Annotated in this window: 13 protein-coding genes and 1 pseudogene; 4 read left to right on the top strand and 10 right to left on the bottom strand. The window is 55.2% G+C overall.

Annotated elements, in window-relative coordinates; genetic code table 11:
* Window positions 1–24 precede the first annotated feature (24 nt).
* The gene (gene istA / locus BSK43_RS15215) at window positions 25–1,545 is read left to right on the top strand and encodes an IS21 family transposase (RefSeq protein WP_077472337.1); all 1,521 of its coding nucleotides are present in this window, start codon (window positions 25–27) and stop codon (window positions 1,543–1,545) included.
* Window positions 1,535–1,924 (top strand): annotated as a pseudogene (locus BSK43_RS15210) (ATP-binding protein); the annotation flags it as partial. The gene istA and the pseudogene BSK43_RS15210, both read left to right, overlap by 11 nt.
* 629 nt (window positions 1,925–2,553) lie before the next feature.
* On the opposite strand, the gene BSK43_RS15205 reads toward BSK43_RS15210, so the two are convergent.
* The 6 genes from BSK43_RS15205 to BSK43_RS15180 all read right to left on the bottom strand — a co-directional run bounded on the left by BSK43_RS15205 (window position 2,554) and on the right by BSK43_RS15180 (window position 10,908).
* A complete protein-coding gene (locus BSK43_RS15205) occupies window positions 2,554–4,299 on the bottom strand; it encodes a PAS domain-containing methyl-accepting chemotaxis protein (RefSeq protein ID WP_077472338.1) in 1,746 nt (581 codons plus the stop codon).
* A 317-nt stretch (window positions 4,300–4,616) separates the two neighbouring features.
* Window positions 4,617–5,594, bottom strand: coding sequence for an AraC family transcriptional regulator (locus BSK43_RS15200; protein ID WP_077472339.1), 978 nt, complete (start codon window positions 5,592–5,594; stop codon window positions 4,617–4,619).
* A gap of 106 nt (window positions 5,595–5,700) precedes the next feature.
* Window positions 5,701–7,128, bottom strand: a complete 1,428-nt coding sequence (locus BSK43_RS15195) for an arabinose isomerase (protein WP_077472340.1) — start codon at window positions 7,126–7,128, stop codon at window positions 5,701–5,703.
* Between the two features lie 27 nt (window positions 7,129–7,155).
* Complete coding sequence (locus BSK43_RS15190; protein WP_077472341.1) at window positions 7,156–8,160, bottom strand: ABC transporter permease; 1,005 nt, start codon at window positions 8,158–8,160, stop codon at window positions 7,156–7,158.
* The gene (locus BSK43_RS15185) at window positions 8,157–9,716 is read right to left on the bottom strand and encodes a sugar ABC transporter ATP-binding protein (protein WP_077472342.1); all 1,560 of its coding nucleotides are present in this window, start codon (window positions 9,714–9,716) and stop codon (window positions 8,157–8,159) included. Before BSK43_RS15185 ends, BSK43_RS15190 begins: the two co-directional genes overlap by 4 nt.
* 22 nt (window positions 9,717–9,738) lie before the next feature.
* Window positions 9,739–10,908 carry a sugar ABC transporter substrate-binding protein gene (locus tag BSK43_RS15180; protein WP_077472343.1) on the bottom strand — a complete coding sequence of 390 codons (1,170 nt, stop codon included), beginning with the start codon at window positions 10,906–10,908 and terminating at the stop codon, window positions 9,739–9,741.
* A gap of 93 nt (window positions 10,909–11,001) precedes the next feature.
* Here BSK43_RS15180 and BSK43_RS15175 point away from each other — a divergent pair, with 93 nt between their 5' ends.
* Window positions 11,002–11,970 (top strand): AraC family transcriptional regulator, encoded by a 969-nt coding sequence (locus BSK43_RS15175; protein WP_077472360.1) that lies wholly within the window; start codon window positions 11,002–11,004, stop codon window positions 11,968–11,970.
* Between the two features lie 389 nt (window positions 11,971–12,359).
* Here BSK43_RS15175 and BSK43_RS15170 read toward each other — a convergent pair whose 3' ends face one another.
* Both BSK43_RS15170 and BSK43_RS15165 read right to left on the bottom strand, forming a co-directional pair.
* A complete protein-coding gene (locus BSK43_RS15170; protein ID WP_077472344.1) occupies window positions 12,360–13,013 on the bottom strand; it encodes a ChrR family anti-sigma-E factor in 654 nt (217 codons plus the stop codon).
* Window positions 13,010–13,660 carry a sigma-70 family RNA polymerase sigma factor gene (locus tag BSK43_RS15165; protein WP_077472345.1) on the bottom strand — a complete coding sequence of 217 codons (651 nt, stop codon included), beginning with the start codon at window positions 13,658–13,660 and terminating at the stop codon, window positions 13,010–13,012. Before BSK43_RS15165 ends, BSK43_RS15170 begins: the two co-directional genes overlap by 4 nt.
* Before the next feature lie 203 nt (window positions 13,661–13,863).
* On the opposite strand from BSK43_RS15165, the gene BSK43_RS15160 reads away from it, so the two are divergent.
* Window positions 13,864–14,361, top strand: coding sequence for a TspO/MBR family protein (locus BSK43_RS15160; protein WP_077472346.1), 498 nt, complete (start codon window positions 13,864–13,866; stop codon window positions 14,359–14,361).
* Between the two features lie 93 nt (window positions 14,362–14,454).
* Here the strand turns inward: BSK43_RS15160 and BSK43_RS15155 are convergent, their stop codons facing one another.
* Together BSK43_RS15155 and BSK43_RS35980 are read right to left on the bottom strand one after the other, a co-directional pair.
* Window positions 14,455–14,901 carry a response regulator gene (locus BSK43_RS15155; RefSeq protein ID WP_077472347.1) on the bottom strand — a complete coding sequence of 149 codons (447 nt, stop codon included), beginning with the start codon at window positions 14,899–14,901 and terminating at the stop codon, window positions 14,455–14,457.
* Window positions 14,902–14,904: 3 nt separating this feature from the next.
* Window positions 14,905–15,999, bottom strand: coding sequence for a histidine kinase dimerization/phosphoacceptor domain -containing protein (locus tag BSK43_RS35980; protein WP_136686963.1), 1,095 nt, complete (start codon window positions 15,997–15,999; stop codon window positions 14,905–14,907).
* Window positions 16,000–16,279 lie beyond the last annotated feature (280 nt).

Raw genomic sequence — 16,279 nt, 5'->3', positions numbered from 1 at the left:
GACGGGGGCAACGGAGTGATCCACATGGGACTTTTAAACATCATCCGTCGGATGGCACTGCGTGAGAAGTTGTCGGTGCGCGAGATCAGCCGGCGCACCGGGCTGTCACGTAACACGATCGCAAAGTATCTGAGCTCGGGTATGATCGAGCCGACGTTCACGGTACCGGACCGACCGAGCAAGCTTGATCCGTTCGCCGACAAACTCTCTGGCTGGCTGAAGACCGAGGCCGGACGGTCACGCAAGCAGCGCCGAACGCTGAAGCAGCTTCACGCCGATCTGGTGGTTCTCGGCTTTACCGGCTCTTATGGCAGGGTCGCCGCCTTTGCCCGCGAGTGGCGGATTGAGCAGCAGACGACTGGCCGCGGCATATTCGTTCCGCTGACTTTCCGTGCAGGCGAAGCATTCCAATTCGATTGGAGTGAAGATTATGCCGTGATCGGCGGCGAGCGTACCAAGCTTCAGGTCGCACACATAAAGTTATCGCACAGTCGAGCGTTTCTGGTCAGAGCCTACTTGCTGCAAACGCATGAGATGCTCTTCGACGCCCATTGGCACGGGTTCCGCGTGTTCGGCGGCGTACCTGGTCGCGGCATCTACGACAACATGAAGACCGCGGTCGATCGCGTTGGCCGCGGCAAGGAGCGACAGGTCAACGTTCGCTTCCAAGCGATGACGAACCATTACGTCTTTGCGCCCGAGTTCTGCAATCCGGCTGCGGGTTGGGAGAAGGGACAGGTCGAGAAGAACGTCCAGGATTCTCGTCCCCGCCTGTGGCAACAGATGCCCGACTTCCCGGATTTGGCAACGTCGAACCTCTGGCTGGAGCAGCACTGCCAGAACCTGTGGCAGGAGACACCGCACGGGAGCCTGCCCGGTTCGATCGCCGATGTTTGGGGTGATGAGCAGCCTGCTTTGATGGCATTGCCCGCCATGTTTGACGGCTTCGTCGAGCAGAGCAAGCGCGTCTCGCCGACATGCTTGATCACCTTCGAACGCAATCGCTACAGTGTGCCTGCATCATTTGCGAACCGGCCCGTCAGCCTGCGGATCTATCCCGCGCGGCTGGTTGTTGCAGCCGAGGGCAATATTCTCTGCGAACATCCACGGATCATAGAACGCAGTCACGACAAACCGCCGCGAACGATTTACGACTGGCGGCATTACCTTGCGGTTATCCAGCGCAAGCCCGGTGCCCTGCGCAATGGTGCACCTTTCCTGGAATTGCCACCGGGCTTTCGGAAACTGCAGGACCAGATGCTCCGCCGCCCCGGTGGTGATCGTGAGATGGTCGATATTCTTGCGCTCGTTCTTCATCACGACGAACAAGTTGTTGTTCGAGTGGTGGAATTGGCCCTGGATGCTGGCGTAGCGACCAAGACGCATGTTCTGAACCTGTTGCATCGGCTGATCGACGGCAAGACGACTGACGGCCCGGACATCGACACGCCACACACGCTGACCTTGCTACGTGAACCCAAGGCAAACGTAGAGCGCTATGATGGCCTGCGTGTCCAGACTGTAGGAGGTCGCCATGCGTCATGATCCTGCCAGCGCCGCCATCGCCATCATGCTGCGTAGCCTGAAGATGTATGGCATGGCCCAAGCGGTCACGGACCTGATCGAGCAAGCTGCTCCAGCGTTCGATGCGGCCGTACCGATCCTATCGCAGTTGCTGAAGGCCGAGATGGCCGAGCGTGAGGTTCGTTCCATCGCCTATCACATGAAAGCGGCTCGCTTCCCGGCCTACAAGGATATCTCCGGATACAACTTCGCCGCCAGCGAGATCAACGAGGCGACGGTGCGCCAATTGCACCGATGCGAGTTTATGGACGAAGCGCATAACATTGTCCTCGTCGGCGGGCCCGGAACAGGAAAAACACATGTCGCGACCGCCCTCGGTGTCCAGGCTATCGAGCACTATCGCCGAACTGAACGGCGTATGGCCGTCATCGTCGCGAAAGCGTCCCAGCGCTCCTAAAAATCCTTTGAGCTTCGGAAGCAACTTACCGCCCCCGATACAAAACAGATCCCCAGCACCAAAATCGATCCCGTTTTGCTTGTAAAACGCGTCCAGACTATCCGGCGGAGTCTCGTCACTTTCCGCGTTCGCTCCATCGGTTACAGTCATAGGCCAATCTCCGGTGACGTGGTTTGAAATCCCTCTCATCACAGATTTTGATTGAGGATGGGACTGCTCCAAAAATATATTCCCGGATAAGTCTACAAGTGCCTGGCTCCAGGCACAACTCAAAATAGCCAGAATGATGAATGCAGGCCCCGCTATGCGTGGGGTGACTACGGCTCGAGACGGTGGCGTGCCTTAACTGAACGCGCCTTGAGAAGAGGCTGTTGAATTCCATACGAAACTCACCCGGTTTGCCATTTTGGGATTACCAACAGATGGTTCAAAATTGTGAGGGATCTCATACGCCTGTCTCCGCTTAACTGGGTCAACGTCAAGCGGAAAAGCGGGTCAAATCATGGTGGAATTCAACACCTTAACGTCTAAATCAGTCCAAGTTCTTATCCGCACCCCCAACCAGGCAAAGATTAAACAGCATTGGCAGTTTTATCGAGCAGGCGCCACTGGCGGGAGGACGTGAGGTCGCCAAAAGACCGAATCTCCAAGGGTGCCAGGCGGGGTCCCGGTGCGTCCGGTTGCAATCTGAATTGCGTGAGCAGCTCAAACATTGCATCCGCTTCCCGGGCCAATCCATGGCTTGCCGCCGTCGATTGCTCCACCAGGGCAGCATTCTGCTGCGTGCCTTGATCGATTGTGTTGACGGCAATATTGATCTCATTCAGCCCCGTGGCCTGCTCTCGCGAAGCCAAGACTATGGACGAAACATGCGTATTAATGACGGCAACTTGTTCAACTATTTCCTTCAACGCGTGGCCAGTCTGATCGACAAGTGACACTCCGCTTTTCACATGTTGACCAGATGTATTGATTAAAGCTTTGATTTCCTTTGCGGCCTTGGCAGAGCGTTGTGCCAGCTCCCTAACCTCCTGGGCAACGACCGCGAAACCCTTGCCTGCGTCGCCCGCACGCGCGGCTTCAACGCCAGCATTAAGAGCCAAAAGGTTGGTTTGAAAGGCGATCTCCTCTATCACCCCAATTATATTGGAGATCTCCCCCGAGGAAAATTCGATTTGTCTCATCGCTGCTATTGCCTCGGTGACGATATGACCAGATCGCTCCGCGTCTTCCCGAGTGTGGGCAACAAGCCTGCCCGCATCGGCAGCGCGTTGACTAGAATCAGCCACCGTCGTTGTAATTTGCTCCAACGCCGCCGCCGTTTCCTCAACTGAGGCTGCCTGCTGTCCGGTTCTCTTCGAGAGGTCATCTGCCGCAGATCGGATTTCGTTCGATCCAGCCGCTATCGCGCGCGCATTGTCACCGATAGTAGCCATTGCGGCTCGAAGCTTCGTAATGGTTTCGTTAAAATCAATCCGCAGTTGATCGAGAGACGTAATGAATGGCCTTGAGAGTTCGAGACACAGATCGCCCTCGGAAAGTGAACGAAGCCCCTCCGCGAGCTCACGCACGTTATTGACCCGGGCGGTTATATCGGTCGCAAACTTTACAACCTTGAACACCCTGCCGTTCGGATCGAAAATGGGATTGTACGATGCTTGGATGAAAATCACCTTGCCGCCTTTACCCTGACGCTTAAACTCCCCGGCGAAAAACTCCCCGGCCTGAAGTTTTTTCCAGAATTGCCTATACTCGTCTCCCTTTGCATAGGCCGGATCGCAGAACATGGAGTGATGCCGGCCCTTGATCTCGGCAAGCGAATAACCCAGTACGGTTAGAAAATTTTCGTTGGCATCGAGAATCTCACCATCGGGGGTAAATTCGATGACGGCCTGTGCGCGGGATATCGCGTTGATTTTACCTTCTGCCTCGGCGCTCTTAAGCTTCGAAGCGGTAATGTCTGTGGCGAATTTGACGACTTTGAATGGCTTGGATCCCTTGAATATTGGATTGTATGCAGCCTCGATCCAAACTTCTCTCCCGCCCTTGCCAATCCGCTTGTACTGTCGTTGATCGAAATCGCCCTTACGGAGCTTATCCCAGAAATCCTGGTATTCTTTTGACGTTCTTTCCTGAGGATCGACAAACATACTGTGATGCCTCCCGATAATCTCGCTCAATTTATAGCCTAGCACCGCACAGAATATATCGTTGGCCACAAGTATTTTGCCGTGCATATCAAATTCGATTATCGCATGCGACTTGTCCAAGGCAGCGACGATTGCTGAGTTATTTTGTCCAAATCCTAAGGAAATCATGATCTTACCCTTGAATTTATCGGCCAGAGAACTTCGGCAATTCTCGGGCTCTGATTAATCTTCGGATCAAGTTATGGGGAATACCAATATTATTTTTTATTAAAGTTACACTCCGTCAGTGTATCTGGAAAATAATACATCGCTTTACGCCTTCATATTTCGTTTTTTGTATCAATTCTCTTATATATATTTATATTATAACTTAATGTTATTTCTAATTCATTTCGCCAAACTCCAGCCTCAGAATCTTCGATGATTTTCTGTCACAAAGGAGTGCGCGATTAATCGCCGATGATCACCACTGGAAATCGCTGCCTCTATCGGTTGCGAGAGAGTGTTTGTTTGGGTGTTTCGCCGAATGTTCGTAAATAGAGCGTGGAGAACCTAGCAACATTGGAAAATCCCCAGCGCTGAGCAACCGCGGCAATAGTGATGACATCATTGTTTGCCGCCTCAAGCTCTTGCTTCGCCCTAACAAGACGCAAGCGGCGAAGATAAGCTAAGGGGGTCGTATCTTTGAACTGTTGAAAGGCAAGCTGAAGCGATCTGGCACTTACTCCCGCTGCGGTGGCAATATTGTCAATTGTTACCGGCGTCGATACGTGTGCCACCATAAACTCTATGGCAAGCTTGACCTGTCGCGGCATCGCTGGTGAATTGTTTCGGTTCATAAGGAAGCGATATTTATGAGGCACGCTTTCCAACAATCTCACCATGATTGCGCGCAAAAGAAACTCGTTGGAACGCGCTGCGAGGCCTTCCTGAGGGTGCTTCTCCAGACCATCCCAGACCAGCCTGCACATTGTCGCTAGCCTTCCATCGTCGAAGTCAGCGCTAGTCTCACCGAACAGATCGAAGTTCGGATCTACGGGGGTCTCGGTGATTTCACTCAAGTGCCCAACGAACGTGCTTCTGCGGAACGCGATTCCAATATGGCTTCGATTTTCGTGAAGAGAGATCTTGCTTAGCTTGGCAAGGTCGCAGGCGAAGATCCCGCCCGGGACCGAAAGCGCTGTGTGCGTTCCTTGTCTGAACTCCATGCTTCCCGAAAGTGGAAGATATAACGCATAGAGATCTGGAGGCTCAGTGAATGACACCGACATCCCCGAAGGGCAATTCCCGGACCAGATATCAAAATCGCCTATGGAGATATGAAGATCATGTGCGGATATGGTACGTCTGTCACCAATCGGATTTAGAAACACCGGCTTGAGCGTGTTCGCATAGTGTTGCCGCAGGGCGTCGACATCACAATCAGTCGTACTGAAGCGTAAAACCTTCGCCCTGCGTGACATTACCCTATCCAGTCCGTTACGCCAAAGCGCCAGCACTTGCCTAGTAGGGTCATCAGTCGGCCACTCCGCGAGGCAGAACGTTCTTGCCAGCAGCAATTTCCGTTCATCAACAAATTCGGATGACCTCGATCTCCAGCAGCTTGCCCAGTTTTTCCAAGCGGCTTCCCACGTGCCCCACGCCGACTGCACAATGATGGGCTGGCCCTTGCGCGTTCCAGTTCTCTACGAACGCGCGTGCGCCAATCGGAAACTGATAACGGCTGTTGGTGTTCCCGATTTCCAGGATCGGGCCGGGCACTGATTGGCCTTCGGCGCATAAAAGCTTTACGTTTCCCGCGCATTCGACCACGGACAGCAGCGTCACAGGGCCATTCTTGACCGACATTTCGACGCTGACGCCGGAGCCGACCTTGCCGTGGTATACCTCAAGAGGGCGGATCTTGGTCCGACCCTCTGCGATTTTGGTGTGGCCAGGGCCGTCATGGCCCATCAGGACCACATCTGCATCGAAATCCATGGCGTAATATTCGGTGAAGGAACCTCCCGCGCCGAAGCTGACCATGATCTTCATTGCCTGCGCGTTCTTGATCTCATATTCGCCCGCAACGGGTATGCCTTCGGCGGTAAGCATCGAACAGCCGACGATCACCGAAGTGATGATGTCCTCATATTCATGCCCGGGCATGGATTCGTAATAATAGGCGAGCGAGCCGAGACGTTTGGCATCGACCAGCTTCCGTAGCGCGACAGCCGTCTTTGCGGCACGCGCAAGCTCTTCGGGATTGCAATCAGGCTGCACGTCGAAATCCGATCGGATGCGGTCGAGACAGGCTGTGACTTCCGCATCGGTTACGTCCCGTCTCAGGCGCGCTAGTTCGTCAATCTCCAATACTTCAATGTGCGTTCCGAACGCCGCGCTTTGGGCTGTAAGATCGGAATAGATATCGAGCATGCCATTGTAATAGCGCCCCATGACGCCCAACCGGTTATGCGCCATCACGTGGGCTACCCGTGCGGCCTCGATCCACTCTTCGATTTCGTTGTCGACAAATGGGTCATCCTTGAGAACACCCGTCACCTGGTGAAACCGAATACCCGTCCGGGTGAACACATTGGCAATCTCGGGCACCGGGCATGCAGCGCAATGCGCCAGCCATTCGCCGGTCATGGCCGTCCTGTTGCCGAGTGCATTGAAGGATGCATAGTCGATTGCCCTAGTCGGCTGCAGATTCAGAATGATGACCGGCACCTTTGCACGACGAACAACCGGCAAGACGGTCGATGATAGAGCATAGGTCGTGATGTAGAGAAAAATGATATCGACATCGGCCTGTCGAAACAGGTGCCCGGCATCGACGGCCTTCTCTGGCGTATCCACGAGGCCAAGATTGACGACTTCGACACCGGGCCGCTCCAGCTTGGACGCCACGACATTCACATATCCGCGCAGCCTTGCTTCGAGACCGTCAAACTGCGGCCAATAGGCCTCCAGGCCGATACCGAACAGGCCGGCCTTTAAAGGGCGTTCAGACATTCCATTTTCTCCTGGAATTATGGCGGATCAGCCCTGCAGGCGGACACGCAACTGGTCGAGGCCCACAGCCAGAAGCAACACGACACCGCGTGTGACATCCTGCCAGAAACTGGACACGTTCATGAGGGTCAGGCCGTTGTTCAGGGTCCCGAGGATCAGCACCGCGATCAGCGTGCCCCAGACGCTTCCCCGCCCGCCAAACAGGCTCGTGCCTCCCAGAATGATAGCAGCGATGATCGTCAGCAGATGCTGACTGGCGGCGTTTGGCGCGGCGGCGCCGAGCATTGCTGCAAGGATGATGCCAGCCGCAGCGCCTGAAATTCCTGAGATCACGTAGAGTATCAGCTGTGTGCGCTCGACCGGGACACCGAGAAGGCTGCTGGCCTCCGGGTTGCCTCCGGTTGCATACACAAACCGTCCGAACGGCGTTTTGGCAAGCACAAGCCAAAGGACGGCAAAGACCACGAGCATGACGATGACGGGAAACGGCACGGAAAAGATGCGGCCTGAACCAAGCCAGTTGAAGGACGGCACGAAGAGCGGCTTGCTGAGGCCGCCTGTCATAACCATCGACAGGCCCGAGAATATGCTCATCGTTCCGAGTGTCACGATCAGAGGATTGAGGCGCAGCCTGGTGACGATCACACCATTCAAAATCCCGACCCCGGCGCCGATAACCAAAGCCGTCAGGCATCCAACCCAGATATTGATCCCGTTGGAGTGCATCAACGCAACGATGACACCGGCCAGACCGGCAACGGCCGCCACCGACAGGTCGAGTCCGCCGCCGATAATCAACGGGGTTCCGGCTGCGGCCATGAGGCCGATGAAGGCCATGTTCGTACCGATATTGGCAAGATTGCTCACTGATAAAAAGAACGGCGACAACATCGTGAATGCAGCGAGAAGGACGACATAAAAGCCAAGCAGAACCACGATGCCGGCGGCCGGCCTGGCAATGATCTCCGTTATCGACGGGCGCTGGCTGATCGCCTTGGGTTTGCCGGCCACGATTGAGTTTGACTTGTTCATGCTTTCTCCAATTCATTCGCAGCAGAAACGGAGTGTGACTCTGCCGCCTGCATCAACTCGGCGGCCGATGCATTGGCTCCGAGTACGGCCACGGCTTTGCCCTCCTCGAAGACCATCGTTCGGTCGGCAAGACCGGCGACTTCCTCGGCGTCCGATGAGACGAGGAGTATGCCCAATCCGTTCGCCGCAAGGCGGCGAATCTCCTCATAAATCTCGCGTCGAGCGCCGAGGTCGACACCTCGCGTCGGTTCTTCGAGAATGAGGAGCTTCGGGTCGCCGAGCAGCCACCGTGCCAGGCACACTTTCTGCTGGTTGCCGCCCGACAACAGTCGTAGTTCCTGCTCCGGACCCGTCGTCTTGACGCGCAGGGTCCTGATCCAGTGCCGCGACATTGCTCGTTCCCGATTGTGATCGACCAGCCCGAAGCGCGTAAAGCGCGTGAGGTATGGGAGGGTCGTGTTGGTGCGGACGGTCAGGTTGGCGATCATGCCTTGCTGCTTACGCTCGGCCGCAACGAAACCGATACCGCGTTGAATGCTTGCCCGCGGGTTCGACAGCACCGTTTCGACAGCCCCCATCCGCAGTGAACGAACCTTTGCCTTGGGCTCTGCCCCATAGATTGCTCTGCCGACCTTCTCAATCCCGGAGCCGATCAGACCGAACGCACCCAAAACCTCGCCGCGGTGCACTGAAAACGATACATCGGTGAGCCAGCCTGGAAGGGACAGGCCTTCAACCGTCAGGACCACCTCGTCGGGAAGAGATTGAGGCTTTGCCGGAAAAAGATCGCCGAGGTCTCCTCCAAGCATCGCCCGCAGCACCTCGTCGTGACTGGTGGCACTCGTCTTGAACTGTCCGCGCACCTCGCCGTCCCGCAACACGACGATCCGATTAGAGAGGCGAAATACCTCGTCAAGGTAATGAGAGATATAGATGATGGTGACACCATCGGCGCGAAGCGCATCGATCACCCCGAACAGGGTTTCGGCATCGGCTTCTCCGAGTGCAGCAGTCGGTTCATCCATGATCAGAATGCGTGCCTGGCCCGCCAATGCCCGGGCGATCTCGACGATCCGCTGCTCGGGAAGCGAAAGCGATCCCATTCTCCGGCTCGCAGAGATATGACCGAGCTTCAGTCGCCTGAGCAGCGTCGTCGCTTGTCCCTGCATGGCGGCACGGTCGACGAAACTTATGCCGGCGATCTTGCGCTTGGGCATCGAGCCGAGCGCGATGTTCTCCGCCACAGACAGGTCCGGATGCACTGACAATTCCTGCGGCATCAAACGGATACCCGATGCTATGGCCTCACGTGCCGACGTAATGTTGACTGCGGCGCCATCGATCCGAATTTGTCCGGCATCGCAGGAATAGACACCGGACAGGATCTTCATCAGCGTCGATTTGCCCGCACCGTTTGCGCCGAGCAGTGCTACGACTTCGCCGGCATTGGCCGAACAGGTAACGTTTTTCAATACCTGCACACCGGAGAAGGACTTCGTAACATTGGTGATCTGGAGCCGCGATACGCGGTTCCCTGTGCTCGATTCCGTTTGCATCAAAATCTCCTCTGACCCCAGATCATTGCTGGGGGAGAATTGCCTCGTAGCCCTTCAGCCAATCCTGCTTTTTCAGACCGGAGAGATAGCTTGCGAACTCTGCCTCTGGAAACACGTAACCATCGGCATTGCCTGCGCAGGCGAACTCCTTGTAGAATTTGCAGATGTTTGCCTTGGTTACCACCTGATGGGTGACGAAGGTTGCCTCCGGCACGGCTTTGCCGGCGAGTGCTGACAGTGCGATCGGGATGAGATAGTTCCCGTAGCTGCCTGGGAACGAACCAGTCGCCGCTACGAGTTTCGGGTCCGTGGCAAGCGCCTCGGCTTCATCCGCTCCATTGCCGACAGCAATGGCCTGGTCAACGCGTCCGGCAGCGCGAACGGCCTGCAACATGCCCATGGTCGCCTGATCGTTGATCGCGATGATCAGGATCGGCGCGCCCGGCGGAATGCGACCCAGCACGTTGTTCATCTGGGTGTAGGATTCCTGCAGCGTGTTTTTGGTATCGATCTCGATGATGTGGTCGACCGGGAAATCTTTGTTGAGCGCCAGGAAGCCGGCACGCTGGCCTTCGGTGCGCATACGCGGAATGACGCCCGACTGGGGCAGTGCGCCGATGACGAGATAGCCGCTTTTGACCGCGTCCGCGCCAAACTGTTTTGCCGCAGCCGTTGCGAGATAGGACCCGCCCATGAAGCCCGATTTCGGATTGTTCACGCCGAAAAAGCTCGCACCGGGCATTGGGATATCGATTGCCGTGACCTTGGTGCCGTCCTGATTGAACACATCCATCACGGTCTGACCGAAGTTCGCGTCGGTCTGAAACTCGATGACATAGTCAACCTTGCGTTCGGCAAAAGACTTGGCGTTGGCAAGTGCTGTCGGCCCATCGAGGCGGTTGTCGGCGACAACGAGTTCGACGCCGGCAGCATCGGCATTTGCCTGAATGCCTTTCTCGACGAGTACGCCGAAAGCGATGTCACGCTGAAGATTGGCAAAGCCGATGCTGTACCTTTTCCCGTTTTTCGGAGGCGTCACTTTCGACGCGTCGGCGACCATGGCTTTCAGCGCCTCGACCGAAAGCATATTGCCGTCGAACTTGGCGGGATCGAACCCGTGGAAGTCATCGGCATAGGCAGCAGATGCGGCAAGGCAAGCGGCAGCGGCCAGCAGTCTGGCATGAGTTTTCATATTTGTTCTCCTCCCGGCCGCCACCCTCCCCGGCAGCGACGATAGCTGATGCGATCAGCGTTTCGGCAAATTCGAATGACTTGTCCCAACATCGTGACGGTACCATCGGTCAATCTTGTTGACACGCCGCGAAAATCCATAAAAGTGATCATTTACATACAAAAAATGATCCTAGAATGGCGACGTCAAATGGCGAGGAACTACTTCGTGTATATGCCTGACAACAGAATAGCGGCAGCGTGGGGCTGCACCGCTGTTTCCTCCGGCTATACGGAAATTGCGCCACATTCCAGCTACCCTCTCAGCCGCCATCCTGACGACCATCATTTCAGCTGGTCACGTGGACGCATTCTACAGGCCTACCAGGTCGTGCTGATCAGCGCCGGCAGCGGGAAGCTTGAATTCGGAAGCCAACGCCGCCAGGTCCGCGTCAATGGTGGTTCAATTTTTCTGCTGTTTCCGGGCGTATGGCACAGGTTCGCGCCTGATCGTGGAACGGGCTGGACAGAACATTGGATTGAATGCCGGGGTACCGCCTTCGATTTCGCCGTTGACGCAGGCCTTCTGCAAATCGAACACCCACTGGCTGCCGCGAATGATGAAATCAATCAAGTATTCGCATCAATCCATGATCTTGCGCGGCAGGATCCCATTCTCCATCAGCTTGTCATATCGACCCTCGGCCTGCAGCTTCTTGCGCTGCTATGCCGCCCAAGCAATTTGGCGTCGAGTGCCAGCGCGCGCCTTGTCGATCGGGCACGCATGATCCTGATGGAACGCTGTGGGATCTCACAATCGGTGGAGGATCTCGCCGCAGAGATGGGGGTAAGCTATCCATACTTTCGCAGGCTTTTTCGTGAACAGACCGGAATGTCAGCGAAAAAGTATCAGATGACGGTTCGTCTTCAGCGCGCACGTGACTTTCTCGCAAACACGGACAAGTCGGTGAAGGAAATTGCCGGCCTGCTTGGCTTTCACTCGGCATTCCACTTCTCCAATCAGTTTAAGGATGCGGTTGGCTTCTCGCCGACGGAATATCGGAAAATATCCGAAAACCGATAGGTTCACTGTATCTGATCGCTAGGGCAATTTTATACCAAGACAGCCGCCGCCAGTGGATGATGCTCAGCGCTTTGCTGCGAAACAATGAAGCCAAGTGCTTGATGGTCGGCTTCGATCGAGGTCCACGGTACCGCAATTCACTCAACCCCACCTGGCCGCGGAGGAGCAAAGCGCACCGGCCTCAATACAATCTGCTCCAAGTGTCTTGAACAGTCGCAAGTTTGAGTTTTCCGGCGCGCGAGGCGTTTCCGGTTTTCCAGATTCAACCGGAGATCAGTTTTGCGACCTACTAAACGCCAGGCACTGGCTGTTAGCTGTCGCCTTCAACGTCGCAGATCCTCAGGATATTTCGGGACCGGTAGATTTCAGCGCCAGCTTCTCGGATTGGCTCAAATTCCGACGAACGGCTGCAGCAATCTCCCGAGAAAACCACGGAAATGGATTCGACCTTCGATCGCTGCAAGTGAAATACATTCGCCCTCGCTACCGATGATCGGGCTGTGATCTGTCTCATCGTCGCCTTCGACGAAGTCACCAGGGAGATAGCGATTACCGCCATCCGAAAAGGATCCACGCAACACCTGGGTGACCTCCAGATCGGAGTGCCCATGGGCCGGCATATGCTTGTTTGCTTTGACCTTGAGCAGAATGACATTCGCTTCAGGCGCATAAGGTACGGTGATCCGACTGAGCTTGACGCCCGGACCGACAGACCGCCATGGCCCGATGCCGCAATCGCTCAGCACACTTGGAAGGGCAATGCCGCCAATCGAGGCGCCACCCGGTCGGGTTGCGTCGATGCTGATCTTGTGATCGTCTGTCTCCAGCCTGGCCAGTGCGCGGTCAAGGGCTCCGAGGGAAAGTGCTTCCGGTTCGAGCCGCGCCAGGAACGCTCCTCCGACCGCCTCGAATTTCGCAACCGTCCTTCGACAGGCGGGACATCCGCCAATATGGGCTGCAACGACAAGCCCAGGTCCCGCCGACAAGTTGCCAGCGACATAGCGCAAAAGTGTTTGATCACTGGGGTGATGATTTGCAGTCATAGTGTCTCTTCGAGAATGGTCTTCAACCTAGCCAAAGCTCGCCTTATGCGTGATTTCACTGTGCCAAGTGGCAGGTCCAGTTCCTCGGCTATTTCCGAATGCGGGCTATCGCGGAAAAACGACAATCTTAGGATCGTTTCCTGCTCGGGACTGAGCGCCTCCATCGCGGTCCTTATCCTTTCCTCGTCCACTCTGATGAAAAGGAGTTCCTCGGGCGTTCGTTCGTCCTCTTGAAAACTGCCTGCATCAGCCCCTGAAAACTTCGATGATTTCTGCTTGCGCTGGAAATCGATGCGCAGATTTCGAGCAATCGTGAAGATCCATGTTGCAGCACTGGCACGAGCGGGGTCGAAATAGGATGCCTTACGCCAGACTAGCAGCATAGCTTCCTGCGCTATCTCTTCGGCAATTTCCGGTGCCGAGCCGGTCCGCATCATAAAGGACTTAACCTTCGGGGCCGCCAGATTGAACAGCTCAGCAAAAGCTGCTCGGTCCTGGCTCTGCGCAATGGCGAGAACAAGCTGGTTGGCATTATCGGATGATAGGCTCTCGCGGCTAGATAACCTCGTCATCGCTTGCTTCTCGGCAAACACGGCTTGGCGGGATGATACTTTTGAGCGGTCGGTTTGCAGCGCTGAAACATTCATATCCTTTATACGATACGCCGAAGCCGTTGGATCTCGTGATCCAATTCAAAAAAAGTCTCGTATGAGATTTTGAGACTAAAAAGAAATGCAGCGTCGTAGCAAGCACCTGAGTTCACCAACACATCATTGACTCTGGCAGACAGACCACTTCGCGGTGGTCAATATGACGAGTTACAAACTGCGAAAACCGAGTGAGGCAAGCAATGTCGTCCGATATCGAAAATCGATCGAATCCCTGGATCAATGCGTCCTTGGCGATAGTGCCCGTCGTTGCGGCACTGCTGCTCGGCCAATGGGCCACTTTCCCCAATCTGGCCAACTGGTATGCAAGCCTCGCCAAACCCGATTTCAATCCGCCGAATTGGATCTTTGGGCCAATGTGGACGTTGCTCTACGGGCTGATGGCTTATTCCAGCTGGCGCATGTGGAATCTGCCGTTCGATCAGCCGGGCCGATCGACGGCGCTTGTTCTGTTCTATGCGCAGCTTGTGCTCAACGCGCTTTGGTCGTGGATGTTTTTCGGTCTCAATAATCCCATCGCCGGCCTAATCGATATCGTCCCACAATGGCTTTTAATTCTAGCTACGATCCATAGCTTTCGCCGGCTCGACGAGCGCGCCGCTTATTGCCTAGTCCCACTGGCAGCATGGGTAGCCTTCGCCATAGTTCTCAATTTCGAGATCTGGAGACTGAACGGCTAAGCTTAGCCACGTATTGATGTGCCATCTCGATTGTAAGTTCATTCTCGATCATCAGCAGGCATACCGACAATTGCTAGCAAGCCACACTTCATTTTACCATGTTGCCGACAAATTTGATGACGCAACAAGGCTTCCGGGAATCGCTTTCACTGGAGGCGGTGTACAAACGCTCTCCTGAAGATAGATCAAAGCGTTCATGAAGCCATGCCGAGAGAATGGCTTGGATATCACACCGTGTGCACCGGCAAAGTCATCCGGGATCTTTTTCGGATTTGCCGTGACGAATACAATAATCGTGTCGGCCCAACGGCTCTTTATGTATGCACAGACATCCAAGCCGGTGGAGTTGTTTGCAAGTTGCATATCGACGAAAGCGATGTGCGGCGGTCTGATAGGTTGCATTTTCTCGAGCTCATATAGGGAAGCAGCAAATCCGATTACGATATGGCCGGCATCCTCAATCATCGTCGTAACATCCATGACCAGCAACGGTTCGTCTTCAACGATCAGAATGTTGAGCGGCGGCTTGGGGCGTTTCATCCATCAGTTCCGATCATGCAGGAAAACGGTCACGCGTGTGCCAGCTGAAAGGCTCACCCACTCAACAGTCGCGTTTGTCTGTTTGGCAAGTCGACTGATCAAGGTTCGGCCGAGGCCGGACGGCGGCTGATGAGGCATGCCGACCCCATTGTCAGCGATGGTTATTGTCGCAGCGTTCTCGTGACGACGACCCGATAACTCGATCGTACCTGCCTTACCATCTGCGAAACCATGCTTGATGGCATTGGTAAGGATCTCGTTGAGAATGAGCCCAAGAGACGACGCGTTGCCGGCAGGGACTGAAATTTGATCAACATCAGGGATCAGCGAAATATTTCCACGCCCGCTCGAGCCAATGACATCCTCGGCGAGTTTCACGGCAAATTCGCCAATGTCGAATTTGCTCACGTCCTCGGATTGGTAAAGTGTCCTATGGACTCGGGCCAATGCGTCAATCCGCTCCATCATGGTGTCGAGCTTCGCTGAAATCACAGGGTCGCCGATCGCGCGCGACTGCAATCTGAGAAGCGAACCAATCATCGTAAGATTGTTCTTCACCCGATGGTCCACTTCGTGGAGCAGCAAAGTCTTCGCTTCAAGAGCCGCCTCAAGCTCCGCCGTGCGATGCTTCACTTGTTCTTCGACAATCGATTTTTGTTCGCTGACACGGTCCGTTGCCTCAACATGTTTGCTGACGTCGAGCTGCGACGCGAAGAAGAATTGGATCTTGCCATCGTCGTTTCGCACCGGGCTGAGATAAAGGGCGTTCCAGAACGTCGAGCCGTCCTTTCGGTAATTGAGCACTTCGATGGAAATGCTTTCCCCTTCGGCGATCGCGGATCGAATCTGAGCAACAGTCCTCGCATCGGTTTCCGGCCCTTGAAGAAAGCGACAATTTTTCCCAAGAATTTCCAATTGGTCGTAGCCTGTCAGCAGCTGGAGGGCCTCGTTGCAAAATACAATCGGATTGTCGGCCTGCGACGGATCGGTGATGACCATCGGCATTCTGGTAGCGCGAACTGCTGCTGCAAAAGGATCGCCTCTGCCATGCGAATAGTGAAGCCTGTCCGTCAGGTGCCAGTCGTCTCGTTGCTCCAAGGTACCTCCAAACATTCGTAAAATGACAAGGGACCCGGGAAACGTCACAATTCGGCGATTGGTTCCTGCTAAAAACCCAACAACACTAGGAGGCGACCTCTGACATCTGTTGACACGCGATTCGGCAGATGGCACGGAAACGCATGGTCGATCGCTCATTACATCCCGTCTCGCTCACTCCTGAACACGAGGAGTTCATCGCCGAACGCCTAGCCTCAGGCGATTATGCCAACGCCAGTGAACTCGTTCATGCAGCCTTGCGAACGCTGCGGGATGGTTT

Origin of the sequence: Rhizobium sp. P44RR-XXIV (assembly GCF_001999485.2) — a bacterium.
Taxonomy (GTDB): Bacteria; Pseudomonadota; Alphaproteobacteria; order Rhizobiales; family Rhizobiaceae; genus Rhizobium.
Note: the sequence above shows the minus strand (reverse complement) of the source record. Positions and strands in the feature narration are given on the sequence as shown.